14 protein-coding genes are annotated in these 15,281 nt (G+C 63.7%); 9 read left to right on the top strand and 5 right to left on the bottom strand.

Annotated elements, in window-relative coordinates:
* Positions 1 to 3 precede the first annotated feature (3 nt).
* Entirely contained in the window at positions 4 to 648 is a 645-nt protein-coding gene (locus tag CH292_RS10300) for a VWA domain-containing protein (protein WP_026347464.1), read from the bottom strand.
* A 135-nt stretch (positions 649 to 783) separates the two neighbouring features.
* Here CH292_RS10300 and CH292_RS10295 point away from each other — a divergent pair, with 135 nt between their 5' ends.
* Complete coding sequence (locus CH292_RS10295; protein ID WP_094654635.1) at positions 784 to 1,467, top strand: tellurium resistance protein; 684 nt, start codon at positions 784 to 786, stop codon at positions 1,465 to 1,467.
* A gap of 38 nt (positions 1,468 to 1,505) precedes the next feature.
* Here CH292_RS10295 and CH292_RS10290 read toward each other — a convergent pair whose 3' ends face one another.
* Both CH292_RS10290 and CH292_RS10285 read right to left on the bottom strand, forming a co-directional pair.
* A complete protein-coding gene (locus CH292_RS10290; RefSeq protein ID WP_094654634.1) occupies positions 1,506 to 2,048 on the bottom strand; it encodes a DUF2231 domain-containing protein in 543 nt (180 codons plus the stop codon).
* Between the two features lie 75 nt (positions 2,049 to 2,123).
* On the bottom strand, positions 2,124 to 3,125 hold the full coding sequence (locus CH292_RS10285; protein ID WP_094654633.1) for an AraC family transcriptional regulator: 1,002 nt from the start codon (positions 3,123 to 3,125) through the stop codon (positions 2,124 to 2,126).
* Between the two features lie 110 nt (positions 3,126 to 3,235).
* On the opposite strand from CH292_RS10285, the gene CH292_RS10280 reads away from it, so the two are divergent.
* The 6 genes from CH292_RS10280 to CH292_RS10255 all read left to right on the top strand — a co-directional run bounded on the left by CH292_RS10280 (position 3,236) and on the right by CH292_RS10255 (position 12,261).
* Complete coding sequence (locus CH292_RS10280; RefSeq protein ID WP_094654632.1) at positions 3,236 to 4,681, top strand: aldehyde dehydrogenase; 1,446 nt, start codon at positions 3,236 to 3,238, stop codon at positions 4,679 to 4,681.
* A 17-nt stretch (positions 4,682 to 4,698) separates the two neighbouring features.
* Positions 4,699 to 5,490, top strand: a complete 792-nt coding sequence (locus tag CH292_RS10275) for a maleylpyruvate isomerase N-terminal domain-containing protein (RefSeq protein WP_094654631.1) — start codon at positions 4,699 to 4,701, stop codon at positions 5,488 to 5,490.
* 31 nt (positions 5,491 to 5,521) lie between these two features.
* The gene (locus CH292_RS10270; protein ID WP_094654630.1) at positions 5,522 to 6,358 is read left to right on the top strand and encodes an SDR family oxidoreductase; all 837 of its coding nucleotides are present in this window, start codon (positions 5,522 to 5,524) and stop codon (positions 6,356 to 6,358) included.
* Between the two features lie 174 nt (positions 6,359 to 6,532).
* Entirely contained in the window at positions 6,533 to 8,815 is a 2,283-nt protein-coding gene (locus tag CH292_RS10265) for an excinuclease ABC subunit UvrA (protein WP_094654629.1), read from the top strand.
* Positions 8,816 to 8,820: 5 nt separating this feature from the next.
* Entirely contained in the window at positions 8,821 to 9,702 is an 882-nt protein-coding gene (locus CH292_RS10260; protein ID WP_094654628.1) for a hypothetical protein, read from the top strand.
* Between the two features lie 153 nt (positions 9,703 to 9,855).
* The gene (locus CH292_RS10255) at positions 9,856 to 12,261 is read left to right on the top strand and encodes an ATP-dependent Clp protease ATP-binding subunit (RefSeq protein WP_094654627.1); all 2,406 of its coding nucleotides are present in this window, start codon (positions 9,856 to 9,858) and stop codon (positions 12,259 to 12,261) included.
* Between the two features lie 29 nt (positions 12,262 to 12,290).
* On the opposite strand, the gene CH292_RS10250 is transcribed toward CH292_RS10255, so the two are convergent.
* Complete coding sequence (locus tag CH292_RS10250; RefSeq protein WP_094654626.1) at positions 12,291 to 12,602, bottom strand: hypothetical protein; 312 nt, start codon at positions 12,600 to 12,602, stop codon at positions 12,291 to 12,293.
* A gap of 73 nt (positions 12,603 to 12,675) precedes the next feature.
* Here CH292_RS10250 and CH292_RS10245 point away from each other — a divergent pair, with 73 nt between their 5' ends.
* Positions 12,676 to 12,972 carry an antibiotic biosynthesis monooxygenase gene (locus CH292_RS10245; protein ID WP_033187949.1) on the top strand — a complete coding sequence of 99 codons (297 nt, stop codon included), beginning with the start codon at positions 12,676 to 12,678 and terminating at the stop codon, positions 12,970 to 12,972.
* A gap of 37 nt (positions 12,973 to 13,009) precedes the next feature.
* Positions 13,010 to 13,873 (top strand): alpha/beta fold hydrolase, encoded by an 864-nt coding sequence (locus CH292_RS10240; RefSeq protein ID WP_256978008.1) that lies wholly within the window; start codon positions 13,010 to 13,012, stop codon positions 13,871 to 13,873.
* On the opposite strand, the gene CH292_RS10235 is transcribed toward CH292_RS10240, so the two are convergent.
* Positions 13,866 to 15,218 (bottom strand): cytochrome P450, encoded by a 1,353-nt coding sequence (locus tag CH292_RS10235; RefSeq protein WP_020112725.1) that lies wholly within the window; start codon positions 15,216 to 15,218, stop codon positions 13,866 to 13,868. The two genes, CH292_RS10240 and CH292_RS10235, sit on opposite strands and share 8 nt — an antisense overlap.
* Between the last annotated feature and the right edge of the window lie 63 nt (positions 15,219 to 15,281).

The raw sequence follows: 15,281 nt of genomic DNA, 5'->3' as shown, positions 1-15,281 counted from the left end.
CGCTCACTCCCCTCGAGCTCGGCGACGATCCTCCTCCGAGAAGCCCTGCACCGGGGGCGCCCCCATCACCGAGGCGCGCTTGCGACTCTGATAGCTCGCCACCGAATCGAACGCGGACGTGACGCCCACTGTGGTGGACACGTACGTCATGGACTTGTCACGGGCGAAGCCGAGGCCGGTGCCCACGTCCACTGCATCGATGTTGGCGCCGAGAAACACGAAGTCCCACTGATAGTCCCGCTCCTGCTGTTCGATGAGGGTGCGAACAGCCGTGTTGCTCCACTCCTTGCTCGCGTTCTCGTGACCGTCGGTCATCACGAGGAAGGTGACGGAACCAGGACGCTCGTCCTCGGGTGTTGCTGCGAGCTCCGAGCCCACATCGGTGATGAGTCGGCCGATGGCGTCGTACAGCGCCGTCATGCCCCGAGGCTCGAGCACGAGAGGCGGAACCGAATCGATCGGTTGCGAGCTGTAGACCATGTCGTAGCGATCGTCGAACTGCGCAAGAGTGACCACCGTGTCACCCTCGTGCGCACGCTCTTTCGCGATGAACGAGTCGAAACCACCGCGAGTGTCATCGGCGATGGCGTTCATGGAACCCGAGCGGTCGAGCAACGCGGCCACCAGAGACAACTGTGGATTCGTCAAAGAAAACCTCCTGAGAAAGTGCGCGGACTCGCGCGGGTGAAGCTGATGAAAAGAACCGTACCGAGGGGTACCGACACGTTTGCCCGCTATTCTCGGACAAGGCAAAACGGACACCACGACGAGTAGGCAAATTTCATGGCGATCGACTACACCCGCAAGCCTTCGACCCCGGCAACGCCCGCAGTGAGCCTGAGCAAGGTGACGCTGTCCAAGTCGGCGCCCTCGGTGAACCTGACGAAGGCGGGCGAGCCACAGGGCACGATGCGTGTCAATTTGAACTGGTCGACGGGTGCGACCCCCGCACCGAAGAAGAAGGGCTTTCTGGCGAAGCTGGCCGCGGCGTCCTACGGGACCGGCGGCGTCGACCTCGACCTCGGCTGCCTCTACGAACTCGCCGACGGCTCCAAGGGCGTCATTCAGGCGCTCGGCAACAGCTTCGGCGCGGTCGATCGCGCTCCGTACATCGCACTGGACGGTGACGATCGCTCGGGCACTGTCGTCGGCGGCGAGAACATGCACATCAACCTCGCCCGCCCCGAGATGTTCAAGCGGGTCCTGATCTTCGCGATGATCTACGAGGGCGCCCCCAACTGGGCCGCAGTCGACGGCGTCGTCACCCTGTTCCCGACCTCGGGTCCACAGGTCGAGGTGAAGCTCGAATCGGACAGCAACTCCGCTCGAATCTGCGCAATTGCGTTGCTGGAGAGCGGGAAACAGGGAGTCACCGTAACCCGCTTGGTGGAATACATCCAGGGCAGCCAGTCGGATCTCGACAAGAAGTACGGCTGGGGCATGAAATGGGCTGCGGGACGAAAGTAGCCGAAGGCGATCGTCCCGCCCCGCGTGGATTCGAGGTTCTACGTCAGCTGGTGCTCGTCGAACGCGGGCTGCTCGGCCGGCTCCTCGGTGACACTGTAGGCAAGGTGACCACCGATGACGCCGCCGAGACCGGCGGCGGTGAGTCCGGCGAGCGCGAGACCCTTCGCGGCTCCGTCCGTGCGACGGCGTCGGCGGAGGAACGAGCCGAGAAACAGGAACACGCCGGTGGCGTTCGCTCCCGCATGGATGATCCCGACTCGGCGTGCACGTGGGCCGCGGGTGGACCAGTCACCCCACCCGGTGGCAATGGTTGCGGGCGCCGACAGCAGACCGAGCCCGATCAGCCGCTGAGCGGCCTTCGACTCGAAGCCGACGAGGTCGAGCACGACGGCGCTGGTCCATGCTCCGACCGTGACGTTCACCAACGCCGGGTGGATGGGGTGGCCTACGAACGACCCGCGTAGGAGCCCACCGACCACCGTGTCGTCGAGTGCGGGCTTCAGGACGCTGTTGATCGCATCGCTTTCCTTGTCCAGGAACGACGCATCTTCGAGACTGTTCAATACTCCGGGGAGGCTCATGTGATCTCGCCTACCCCGCGGATCACGACGTCAACCTCTGGGTTGGCTAACCACACCTGCCGAGACGGGATGCGATCAGGGTCGCGACGTGAGTTCTCGCCGCTTCGCGAGAGGAGTCATTCCGAACCAGCGCTTCGCACTGCGCGTCAGAGTGCTCGGCTCGGAGTAGCCGAGTTGTCTGGACACTGCGGACAGCGGGACGTCCGTGTTCGCGAGCAGACTCAATGCGAGCTCGCGCCGGGAGTCGTCCGCCAGAGCGTCGAACGTCGTGTCCTCGGACGCCAGTCGACGCTGGAGCGTTCGAGGATGCAACAGCATCAGAGCGGCCACGCGGTCGAGGTTCGCCGCCCCGGCGGGCAGTGATCGAACGATCAACGTCGACACGGCATCTCGGAATGCGACCGAGGTGTCTCGTCCTGCCATGTATCGCACAGCCACGTCGTAGGCCAGCGGATCGACCCGAGGCAGGTGCCGATGCAGGACCCCACGCGGGAAGTCGAGCGCGTTACGGTCGCAGCCGAACTCGACCGTGCACCCGAAATAGTCTCGGTACGTCGATATCTCGGAGATCCGCGGGTGTTGGAACGCGATTCTCGATGGGTGAAAATCCTGACCTGCCATCATCCGAACCGTCGTCAACGTGACGCCCAGCGCCAGTTCGACGACGTGCGCCCGGTGCGGTAGACGATGCAGCACCGTATCCACGGAGTACGACGCTTCCATACCCCCGACCGTCAGGTCGGCGGACAGCGCAGGGCTGTACACATGCGCGTACTTCACGACGCCACGAAGTGCATCGCCGACTGTCTCGGCGTTGCGGGCCGCGATCGCGACGGGACCGAGAATGTCGGGATCCTGACGAGCTGCGAGTCGCAGAGCGAAGTCCGGTGCGCTGAGCTCGCGCGCACACAGACCGAGCAGTGTGGACAGCGCGCTGAACGGCACGAAGTTGTCGTACGTTCCGATCACGTCCGGGTCGATGCCCACCCTGTCGCAGTACTCGTACGGATCTCCGCCACATTCCTCGATCAGCTCGGTCACGCGGGTAAGCGACGACGCGCTGATCAGATCGGCCATGTGTCGAAATGTAAAAAACTTGGCATGTGATGTCAATTATTGGGTGCTGTTGGGCGTGATGATCGACACAGCTGCCGTTCAACGCAGAACGCGCCTCAGGAGGAACCGACATGACCGCTCGCATCGACCACGACGCTCTCTTCATCGACGGAGGCTGGACACCTCCTCGTACCGACGCCCGGACGTCCGTCGTCTCGCCCCTCACCGAGCAGGAAATCGGCTCGTTTCCCACATCGACCGACGCTGACGTCGACTCTGCCGTGTCGTCGGCTCGGGTCGCGTTGCGCCGCCACGACTGGGCCGGGCTCACTCCCGCCATCCGGGCCGGGCTCATACGTCGATTCGCCGACGAACTCGAGAAGCGAGCCGAAGAGCGCGCAACGACGGTGACCCGACAGAACGGAATGCCCGTCGAGCTAGCTCGTTTCGCCGAAGGCGCTGCCCCGGTCCAGTTGCTGCGCTACTACGCGGACCTCGCCGAGTCGACGCCGCTGGAAGAGCGCCGCGCCAGCCAACCGATGCCGGGGACGACGATCGTGCGCCGCGAACCCGTCGGCGTCGTCGCCGCCATCGCGCCGTGGAACTTCCCAGCGGTGCTGTCGATGTTCAAGATTGCTCCGGCCCTGGCTGCAGGGTGCACAGTTGTACTGAAGCCGTCGCCGGAGACGACTCTCGACTCCTACGTTCTGGCCGAGGCCGCGATCGCCGCGGAACTCCCGGCCGGCGTGATCAACATCGTCACCGGCGGCCCGGACGTAGGGCAGTACCTTGTCGCACATCCAGGCGTCGACAAGGTTGCCTTCACCGGTTCGACAGCGGCCGGACGGCACATCGGCCGGGTCTGCGGGGAACTGCTCCGACCCGCCACCCTCGAGCTCGGAGGTAAGTCCGCTGCCCTGGTTCTCGACGACGCCGACGTCGAACGAACCGTGACGGGACTGTCCACCGCATCACTGCTCAACAGCGGACAGACTTGCTACATGTCTACTCGAATTCTAGTTCCTCGCAACAAGAGTCGCGCCTACGTCGACGCCATCACCGCCATGGCGTCGAGCCTGCCCGTCGGCGATCCCATGGACCCGGCCACCTTCATCGGTCCGATGGTCAGCGCCGCACAACGTGACAGAGTGCTCTCGCTGATCGATCAGGGACGTGCCGAAGGCGGAAACATCACCACCGGCGGTGGACGAGTAAACGGCGTCGGATACTTCGTGCAGCCGACGGTGTTCGCCGACGTCGACAACGCCAGCACCATCGCACGCCAGGAGGTGTTCGGTCCGGTTCTGTCCGTCATCGCCTACGACGACGTCGACGACGCAGTCGCTCTGGCCAACGACTCCGAGTACGGCCTCGGCGGGACGGTGTGGACCTCCGACGAAGAACGTGGCATCGGCGTGGCACGGCGCGTCGAGACGGGATCGTTCGGCGTCAACACCTTCAACCTGGACTGGGGCTCGCCGTTCGGCGGGGTCAAGGCCAGCGGTCTCGGCCGTGAACTCGGCCCGGAAGGTCTGGCCGCGTACCAGCAACTCAAGTCCATCTTTCTCGCATCGTAGAAGAAATCGAGGATTCGATGTCCGACGCAGGACTCGCCGGTGCCCGCGCACTGGCCGCCGACACACTGAAGATCGCCGAGCAATTCGGCACCGTCGAGTGGGAAGCAGACACCGCCTGCCACGGCTGGCGCGTGCACGACCTGATCGGCCACATGGCGTTCTTCTTCAATTTCATCGCCGATCCCGACCTGGTGTTCCCACCGAATCCGAGCGGAAAGTCCGAGCGTCTCAACGACGCTGCCGTCCGCGAACGCGCCGATCTACCGCACGAGGAAATACTCGAGTACTACCGCGAGCAGTCCGAGGCCGGACTTGCCACGCTGTCCGCACTGAACTCTCCCGACCTGCGGGACGGCACCCTCGACATGCTCGACCTCGGAACGTACAAGCTGCATCAGCTGAGCGATGCCGTGTCCTTCGATCACCTGGTGCACCTCACGTCGGATCTGTTGCAGCCGTTCGGCCCCGTGACCGCAGGTGACGTGGACGTGGCCACCGCGATCGATCCAGCGATCGACTGGATGATCGCCGGACTCCCCCAGATGTGCGGCGACAGCGTCGGCGCCTCGCTTGATTCACCTGTGGGGCTTCATCTCACCGGCGCTACCGACAGGACCTTCGTCCTGTCCCGGCAAGACGACGCCGTCGTCGTCACCGAGGACGGCGACCTCCCCGATCACGTCGCCACCTCGTCGGCGACGGATTTTCTGCGCTGGGGCACAACACGATCCGCATGGCGATCCGCCGTCACGGTCAGCGGTGACCGCACGCTCGTGGCGTCGGTCCTCGACGCCATCGACATCGTCTGAATTCGACCATCCACCGAAGAGAGAGAACACAATGTCTCAGCACCTGCAGGACAAAGTCATTCTGATCACCGGCGCCGGCGGCGGCTTCGGCCAGCTCATAGCCGAGAAAGTCGCAGCCCGGGGCGCCAAGGTCGTGGGCCTCGACATCAACGAAGCAGGCCTGAAAGCCGTGTTCGACGGTATCGACGCCAAAGGCCATGCCGGGACGTACTCTGTCGCCGACGTGACCGACATGGATCAGGTAGTCGCAGCAGCACAACACGCCGTCGACACCTTCGGCGCAATCGACGTGTTGGTGAACAATGCAGGCGTGATGCCCCTCGCATACTTCGCCGACCACGAGCGCGCATGGCAGAAGTGGCACAAGGCAATCGACATCAACATCAAGGGCGTCGTCAACGGGATCTCCGCCGTCTACGACCAGATGATCGAGCAGGGCCGCGGCCAGGTCGTCAACATCTCGTCGATCTTCGGCAACGCCGGTATCGACGGTTCCGGCGTCTACAGCGCAACGAAAGCCGCAGTCACCACGATCTCCGATTCACTGCGGATCGAGGCCAAGGGCAAGATCAAGGTCACGACGGTCAAGCCCACAGGTGTCACAGGCACGAACCTGGCGAGTTGGATCGTCAACGACGAGGCGATCCTCGGACTGACCGGTCAGCGCGGTGCCATCTTCACCGAGAACATGACTGCCGCGACCACAGACACCCTGCGCCCGGAGCAGAAGGACGTCGACAACATCGAGTACTGGCTCATCAAGCCCGACGACCTCGCCGACGCCGTGGTGCACGTCATCGACCAGCCCTGGGGAATCAGCATCAGCGACATCACCGTCCGCGCCAGCGGCGAGGACTATCTGTACTGATCCCTGTAGGAGTGGAAATGTAGGCCCTGGCCTGCATTTCCACTCCCATAGGTGAGGGTCAGGCCACCTCCGAAGCCTGCGTCTGTGTCTGTGTCTGCGAAAACCAGGAACGCCTGACGTACAGCGTACGGTATACTGGCCGCTCACTCGACCGGCGAAAGGCAACTACACGCGATGACCACGGCCGAATCACTCGACACCATCCTCGTTCGAGGCGCACGCGAGAACAATCTGCACGGCGTGGACCTCGACCTGCCCAAACGCGAACTGATCGTGTTCGCCGGAGTCTCCGGTTCCGGCAAATCCTCGTTGGTGTTCGACACCATCGCCGCCGAAGCGCAGCGCCAGATCAACTCGACCTTCACCGCATTCGCCCAGACGTTCCTTCCGTCCTACGGCCGACCCGATGCCGATCTGATCGCCAACCTCTCCGCCGTCGTCATCGTCGACCAGAAGCGCCTGTTCGGAGGACCCCGGTCGACCGTCGGCACCATCACCGACATCGGTGACTGGCTGCGCATGCTGTGGTCCCGCGGGGTGACGCCGTCGATCGGCTACGCGAACGCGTTCTCCTTCAACGACCCGGCCGGCATGTGCCCCGAATGCGAGGGACTCGGGGAAGCGAAGATCATCGACATGCACGAACTCGTCGACGAATCGAAGTCGTTGCGCGAAGGCCCTTTCAAGCACCCGGACTTCGAGCCGGGCAAGTGGCCGTACCGGGTGTTCGCCGACTCCGGGTTGTTCGATCTGGACGTTCCCGTCGAGCAGTACTCCGCCCGTGAACGCCACATCTTCTTCGATGCCAAGCCCGGTGAGGTCGACGTGGTCAACACCGAGGCCCTCATGAAGAGCTACGAAGGAATCGTTTCGCGCTTTCGTCGCAGCTATCTGTCGAAGGATGCCGATGCACTCAAGGGCAAAGCGAAGGCAGCGTTCGACCGGATCGTCACACGCGGCGAGTGCGAGGCATGTGGCGGCACCCGCTACAACGAGACCATCCGCGGCGCGACCCTCCACGGACTGTCGTTACCCGACGCCTTCGCCATGCAAGTGTCCGAACTCGCCGAGCGCATTGCCGGATGGAACCTGAGGGAACTGAACACCTTCCGTGACGAGATCGTGCTGCAACTGCGCAGGCTCGTCGATCTCGGGCTCGGCTATCTCAGTCTGAACCGAGCGACGTCGACCCTGTCCGGGGGCGAATCTCAGCGCATCAAGATGGTGCGCCACCTCGGCGCGACGCTCAACGACATGCTCTACGTGTTCGACGAGCCGACCACCGGCCTGCACCCACGCGACGTGCACCGCCTCAACGACATGCTCCTTGCGCTGCGAGACAAGGGAAACACGGTCCTCGTCGTCGAGCACGATCCTGAAGTGATGGCCATCGCCGATCGCATCGTCGAAATAGGCCCAGGCGCAGGCAAAACCGGCGGGAACGTGGTGTTCGAAGGAACCTACGACGAATTGGTGGCCGCCGACACCAGAACAGGTAGTGCGCTCCGCCGCGACGGTCACTCCATCTCCGCTCCACGAACACCCACCGACTACCTGCACATCACCGGTGCCGACACCCACAACCTCCGAAACGTCAGTGCCGACATTCCACTGGGCGTTCTGACAGCCGTCACCGGCGTCGCGGGATCGGGGAAATCGAGTCTCATCCACGGTCATCTGCGTTCGGTCGCACCCGACGCCGTCATCATCGATCAATCGCCCATCCGCGGGTCACGGCGCTCCTCCCCCGCAACGTATTCCGGACTCCTCGACCCCATCCGTGCGTACTTCGCGAAGAAGACCGGCCAGCCGGCGTCTCTGTTCTCTCCCAATTCCGACGGTGCCTGCCCCGACTGTCAGGGCAGCGGCATCATCTTCACCGATCTGGGGTTCACGGACCCGGTGTCCAGTACCTGTGAAACGTGCCAGGGACGGCGTTTTCGGCCGGGAGCGATCCGGCACACCGTCGACGATGTCAGTATCGCGGACGTATTCGAGATGTCCGTCGAGGACGCGCAGGACTTCTTCGAGGTCAAGAAGATTCGTGACATCCTGCACCGGTGCTCCGACGTCGGCCTCGGATATCTCTCGCTGGGCCAGAATCTTTCGTCGTTGTCCGGTGGAGAACGTCAGCGCCTCAAGCTCGCGACGGAACTGGTCGGGTCGTCTCCCATCCTGGTCCTGGACGAGCCCACTACCGGCCTGCACCCGTCGGATGTCTCGAATCTCATCGCACTGTTGTCCGGCATGGTCGACGAGGGCCGCAGCGTGATCGTCATCGAGCACAACCTCGACGTCGTCGCAGCGGCCGACTGGGTCATCGATCTCGGACCCGACGGCGGTCTGGGCGGAGGTGAGGTCGTGTTCACCGGAACGGTCGCGGATCTGGTGAACACCGACACGCACACAGGTGTCCATCTCGCCAAGAGCCTGAGGCGCCGACCCGACGGCAGGTAGGTTCGGTGATCATGAGCAGCGACACATCGACCGGCCTGGCCCGCGCCGCCTACACGACGTTCGAGCCGTTTCACATCACCGCCTATTTCAATCCCCTGCTGAAGACGGTCTCCGCGGACGCCGGGTTGGACGGGCACGCGTGGTACGTCGGGTCGCGTGCCGCACCGCTCGGTGAGACCGCGGCGAGTGTCGTCGCAGCGACGTTCTACAACTTCAATCCCGCGCTGATCGAGCGCGTGTGGCCGGCCGCCGTCGACGCCGGGCTGGAGAAGATCACCGAACGCCGCTGGACCACGCTCGACACCGTCCTCGGCGACGCACTGGGCGAACTGGTGTCCGACCCCGATCTCCCCCGTGTGGCCGATCGACTGCGCGACATCGGCGACACCGCCTGTTTCGCAGGTCGGCCACTGTCTGCAGCATGGCACTCGACACAGCGACCGGACGCACCACATCTGGCGCTGTGGCATTCCATCGCCGTGATCCGCGAATGGCGAGGCGACGGTCACCTGGCCGCACTCGTCGACGCCCAACTCGATCCGACGGAAGCCGTCGTGTTCCACGAGGCGGAGCATCCGGACCCGAAAGCTCGACGAGTGCTCGGCAAGCGCATCACCCAACTCACCCGCCAGTGGTCGGACGAGGAGTGGGCCGCCGCCGCGGATCGTCTCGCCTCCCGCGGACTGCTCACGACCACCGACGGGCGAGAAGCCCTCACCGATCGAGGCGTCGAACAGGACGCGCACATCGAAGCCAGGACCGATGCGCTGGCGTCGTCGATCTGGAAGAACGTGCCCGACGCGGAAGCCCTGGTCACCAGTGTCCGCCCGTACGTCAAGGCCGTCATCGATGCGGGCATTCTGCCCGGCACCAAGAAGAAGAGCTGATCGACCGAGCGTCTCCGAGCACGAGGCCCCGTCGACCGTGGTCGGCGGGGCTTCGTGCTGCCCGGGGGAATTTATTCTTGTCGGAGGGAATTGATATCGTCGCGAGCACGTTAATTGAGCCGAAGACGCTCAACCTTGCAGTAGGAGGAACGCATGCCGGCATACCTGGGTCCGCAGGGTCCCCGCCGTATCGACATCAGCCGTTTGATGAGCACGGCTACCCAGTCGCTCATCGGAGATGCAGCCACGTTCGCTGCCGGTCGCGGTGATGCAGAATTGGATGCACTGCACGTTCTGCACGTCATGGCGAAGAACGACCCCACCCAGGACCTCATGCAGCGCGCGGGTGCGACGCCCGACTCGGTGGCGGACGCCGTGGAGCTTCGGCTCCCCCAGGCGCGCGAGACCTCGGTCAGCGCCACCACCCTGAGCAGCACCTTGAAAACCGCCATTCTCGAGGCCCACCACATCGCACAAAGCCTCGGTTCGACGTACATCGATCCCGAACACCTGTTCCTGTCCTTCGCCGCCGATCCGGAGCACATCGCCGGCCGGCTGCTTGCGGACGAGGGCATCACTCCCGAAGGCCTGCAGACCGCACTGAAGGGTGGTTCCGTGGAACCGCAGTCGCAGTCCGAGACGCCGACGCTCGACAAGTACGGCGTCGATCTGACCGAGCGTGCGCGCGAGGGTGGTATCGACCCGGTCATCGGCCGTTCCGACGAGATCGCGCAGACCATCGAAATCCTCTCCCGTCGCACCAAGAACAACCCGGTCCTCGTCGGCGAGGCAGGTGTCGGCAAGACTGCCGTCGTCGAAGGGTTGGCTCAGCGCATCGTCGACGGTGACGTTCCCGATCGCTTGTCGGGCAAGCGCATCGTGCAACTCGACCTGTCGTCCATGGTCGCGGGCACCCGCTACCGCGGTGATTTCGAGGAGCGCTTGACCAAGGTGATCGACGAGATCGTCGCGCACTCCGACGAGCTCATCGTGTTCATCGACGAGGTGCACACCATCGCCGGCGCGGGCGGAGGCGCCGAGGGCGCCATGGATGCCGGAAACATCCTCAAGCCCAAGCTCGCTCGCGGCGAACTGCACATCGTCGGCGCCACCACCCTGGACGAGTACCGCACGAACATCGAGAAGGACCCCGCCCTCGAACGCAGGTTCCAGCCGGTGACGGTTCCCGAGCCGAGCGTGGACGACGCCAAGGCCATCCTCACCGGGCTGCGTAGTCGGTACGAGGAGCACCACGGTGTCACCTACACCGACGAGGCAATCAGTGCCGCCGTCGAACTCTCCGATCGCTACATCGGTGACCGCTTCCTCCCGGACAAGGCCATCGACCTGATCGATCAGGCGGGTGCCCGCAAGCAACTCGCCAGGCCGAGCATCGACGTCGACGCGATCGAGAAGAAGATCGCCGCAGTGGAAGTCGAGAAGGCGACGGCCATCGAGAAGGAAGACTACGAGCGCGCATCTCAGCTTCGCGACGAGGCACAACGGTTGCAGGACCGTCTGAACGGCAAGTCCGGTGACGATGCACCCGAGGTGTCCGCCGAGGACATCGCCGAGATCGTCTCGCGGGCAACCGGAATTCCGGCAAGCCAGATGACGCAAGAAGAGAAAGAACGTCTACGGCGACTGGAATCCGAGCTGCACGAGCGCGTCGTCGGACAGGACGAGGCCGTCGAGGCCATCGCCCGTGCGGTGCGGCGCAGCCGGACCGGCATGAGCGACCCGGACCGTCCCGTCGGCAGCTTCCTGTTCCTCGGGCCGACCGGCGTCGGCAAGACCGAGCTCGCAAAAGCACTGGCCGCGTCTCTGTTCGGTGACGAGAAGAAGATGCTTCGCCTCGACATGAGCGAGTTCGGTGAACGCCACACCGTCAGCCGACTCGTCGGTGCACCTCCCGGATACGTCGGTTACGGCGAAGCCGGCCAGCTCACCGAGCAGGTGCGACGCAATCCGTACTCGGTGGTGCTGCTCGACGAGATCGAGAAGGCCCACCCCGACGTGTTCGACACACTTCTCCAGGTGCTCGACGACGGCAGGTTGACCGACGGCCAGGGCCGCACGGTGAACTTCAGAAACACCGTGGTGATCATGACCAGCAACCTCGGTTCGGACATCATCTCCAGCAAGTCCGGTGGTACCGGATTCAACACCGGAGCACTGGACGAGAAGCCCTTGCGTGCGCGAGTCATGGGACGCCTCCGTGAAGCGATGCGACCGGAGTTCCTCAACCGCATCGACGAAATCGTGGTGTTCCGCAAGCTCGATACCGAACAGCTCCACCGGATCACGGACCTGATGCTCGCCGAAAGCCGGGAACGTCTCTCGGCCAAGGGCATCGAGATCACGTTCAGCGACTCGGCCGTCGACTGGCTGGCGAAGAACGGTCACCAGCCCGAATTCGGTGCCCGGCCGTTGCGTAGGTCGATCCAGCGAGCACTCGACGACAAGATCGCCGACCTGCTGCTCGACGATGCCCTCACCGAAGGCGGCAGCGTATCGGTCGACGTCGCGGACGACGAACTCGCCTTGAACGTGGCGTAGCGCAACTCCGTCGAAACCCTCCCGTGCAGTCAGGCGCGGGAGGGTTTCTCACGTAGTGTCCACCGCCGATACCTGCGTACCGCTACGACGTAGCGCACCCACGCAACCAGCAGCGAAACAACAAGGATCAGAATCCATCCGACCATGACGAAGTACCAGGTTCCCCAAACCAGGACGAGGGCAGCAGCCGCCCCTGCAGTCTCCGGCGAGAACACCCCATTCATTGCCGCCAAGACCCAGAGGACGACAATCGCAGTCCCTTCGCACACCCCGTAGGTCGCGACAGCACTCACCACGAGCGATTCCCGCCACAGCCACACGAACGACGGCTTCTGTTCCACTGATCCCCCACCAGCGCCATCGACGACACTCCCCGACCGGCAGAGTACAACGCACTGCGGCAAAGATGAGCAGATGATTCTTGAACATGCTCTACTTCACGTCACATCCGATCGCTCGGAGGAATTCGAGACCGCTTTTGCGCACGCCAAGTCGATCATCTCGGCGATGCCGGGGTTCGTGACGCTTTCCCTCTCGCGCGGCGTGGAGCAACCAGGGGTCTACCTTCTGCTCGTCGAATGGGAGACCCTCGAAGCCCATACCGAGGGTTTCCGCGGATCAGCGGAGTACCAGGAGTGGAAGGCGTTGCTGCATCATTTCTACGATCCGTTTCCGGTCGTCGAGCACTTCTCGCCGGTTCTTCGGGCCTAGCATGGATGCACCCCTCAGCACCGAAGGAGACCAACCAGTGCCCACTGCAGCGTCGTACACCTCGAAGCAGGATCAGCTCGAGATCAGCACCAATACCTGGCCCACAGCGGTCACTCCTGCTCGTGGTGTCGTTCAGATAGCCCATGGTCTTGCCGAGCACGGCAGTCGATACGCCCGCTTCGCCGGGGCGCTGAACGACGCCGGGTTTCACGTCGTGGCATCCGATCATCGAGGCCATGGCGCGTCGATCGAGCAGACACCGGGCGATCTGGGGGCACGGGGCTTTCCTGCGCTGTGGGCGGACATCGAACAACTGGGCGAGCAACTGTTGAACGAGTACCCGGACCTACCTCTGTTCCTCTTTGCACACTCGATGGGTTCGTTTGCTGCCCAACATGTTCTGATCGAGCGGTCCGATCTGTACGAGGGCGTGGTCCTGTCCGGGTCTACCACCCTCGATGTGCTCGCCGCGGGCATGGTCGACGCCCCGGCCGGTGATCTCAGCGTGTTCAACAGCGCCTTCGAGCACCGCACCGGATACGAGTGGTTGTCGCGCGACGAGTCGGAAGTCGACGCCTACGTCGCCGACGAGCTGTGCGGCTTCGACCTGCCCGCGGCGACGGTGCCCGCGTTGTTCACCGAGGCGGACAAGCTTGCAGATCCGCACGAGCTCGAGGAGATCCGGTCCGATCTGCCGCTGCTGATCACGTCGGGATCCGACGACCCGCTGGCCGGCGGCGGACAGCTGATCGAACAACTGGCCGCGCGCTACCGCGAGGCCGGGCTCAGCGATGTGACGGTGAAGATCTACCCCGGAGCCCGCCACGAGATCCTGAACGAAACGAACAGGGACGAAGTCACCGCAGACATCGTCGGATGGCTGACGAGCCGCCTCACCTGAGCCGGAGCTTCACGGGCTGCCCGTCCTCCGGGAAGGGCAGCGACGTGAAGTTCAGTGGTGCAACGTAACTCGGGTCGACCTCCCAGTCGAATCGGAGCAACAGATGATGCATGATCGTCTTGATCTCCGCTCCGGCGAAGAACATTCCGATGCACTTGTGCACTCCGCCGCCGAACGGCTCCCACGCGTAGCGATGAACCTTGTCCTCGCGACGATCTGCACAGAACCTGTCCGGATCGAACTTCTCCGGATCCGGCCAGTACTGCGCCATGTGATGAGTGAAGTGCGGGGCGACGGATGCGTATGTTCCGGCGGGGACGAACTTTCCCTGCACCTCGGTGTCCTTCACAGCGCGACGAGCCACGACGGGAGTCGGCGACACGAGGCGCAGGCATTCCTTCATGACCAGGTCGACGCTCACCAGTTCGTCGAGTTGATCCAGCGTCGGCGACTCCGTTTCCAGCGCAAGCGATTCGGCTCGGCACTTCTCCCGCCACTCCGGATGCTGCCCGAGATACTGCATCATCGTCGACAGCGTGATGGTCGAGGTATCATGCGCCGCCATCAGCAAGAAAATCATGTGGTCAACCACTTCGTCGTCCGAAAAACGCTGACCCGTATCGGATTCGATGTGACAGAGAACGGAGAAGAGATCATCGGTCTCGCGGGCGCGACGCGCAGGCAGATAACGCCGGAAGAAGTCGTCGAGCACCTTCCGTCCGTCGAGCCCACGCTTCCATCGAGTCCCGGGTAGGCGGTATCGAACGATCGACGTGGCAGCCTGGACGCAGGCCACGAAACTTGCGTTCACGACGTCGATCTCGGCATCGCTGCTGTTCTCGGCTCCCCCCATGAACACCGACGTCGCGACGTCGAGAGTCAGCGCCTTCAGTGCCGGATAGACCTGTACGGCGTCACCGGCATGCCACCCGTCGAGCCCCGAGGCGACCACCGGATTGAGAGAGTCGACCGATCTGACGAGCCTCTCACGGGTGAACGCCTGCTGCATGATTCGTCGATGTCGCAGGTGCTCGTCGGAATCCAACAGCATGAGCCCGCCGTGGAAGAACGGGCCGATGAGCAGCGACCACCCGTCGCTGTTGACGAACGCCTTGTCCTTGTTCTGCAGGACCTCCTGGCATGCGTCCGGCCCGAGGACGGTGATCCATCGCTGCCCGGCCATCGTCAGCCACGACACGTCGCCGTACTTGTCCCATCGACTACGAAACAGAGTCAGGGGATCGCGAATGTATTCGAGCGTGTGACCGACGACGGGCAGTCCCCCGTCACCGGAGACTGCTTTCAACGGGGATCGAGCCGGTGGTTCCGCCAGGATTCGTGCCATTCGCCAGACCTTCCTCGATCTGACAGGGAGCCCTGTCAGATAACTGTAGTGTGCGTCACACTT

The organism is Rhodococcus sp. 14-2470-1a (assembly GCF_002259425.1).
GTDB classification, from domain to species: Bacteria; Actinomycetota; Actinomycetes; order Mycobacteriales; family Mycobacteriaceae; genus Rhodococcoides; species Rhodococcoides fascians_E.
This window is presented reverse-complemented; position numbering and strand designations above follow the sequence as displayed.

Bases quoted from the DNA above. Each gene is read 5' to 3' on its own strand.
- CH292_RS10280 (WP_094654632.1), top strand. From the start codon at position 3,236: ATGACCGCTCGCATCGACCACGACGCTCTCTTCATCGACGGAGGCTGG.
- CH292_RS10235 (WP_020112725.1), bottom strand. From the start codon at position 15,218: ATGGCACGAATCCTGGCGGAACCACCGGCTCGATCCCCGTTGAAAGCA.
- CH292_RS10295 (WP_094654635.1), top strand. From the start codon at position 784: ATGGCGATCGACTACACCCGCAAGCCTTCGACCCCGGCAACGCCCGCA.
- CH292_RS10290 (WP_094654634.1), bottom strand. From the start codon at position 2,048: ATGAGCCTCCCCGGAGTATTGAACAGTCTCGAAGATGCGTCGTTCCTG.
- CH292_RS10245 (WP_033187949.1), top strand. From the start codon at position 12,676: ATGATTCTTGAACATGCTCTACTTCACGTCACATCCGATCGCTCGGAG.
- CH292_RS10265 (WP_094654629.1), top strand. From the start codon at position 6,533: ATGACCACGGCCGAATCACTCGACACCATCCTCGTTCGAGGCGCACGC.
- CH292_RS10275 (WP_094654631.1), top strand. From the start codon at position 4,699: ATGTCCGACGCAGGACTCGCCGGTGCCCGCGCACTGGCCGCCGACACA.
- CH292_RS10285 (WP_094654633.1), bottom strand. From the start codon at position 3,125: ATGGCCGATCTGATCAGCGCGTCGTCGCTTACCCGCGTGACCGAGCTG.
- CH292_RS10255 (WP_094654627.1), top strand. From the start codon at position 9,856: ATGCCGGCATACCTGGGTCCGCAGGGTCCCCGCCGTATCGACATCAGC.
- CH292_RS10270 (WP_094654630.1), top strand. From the start codon at position 5,522: ATGTCTCAGCACCTGCAGGACAAAGTCATTCTGATCACCGGCGCCGGC.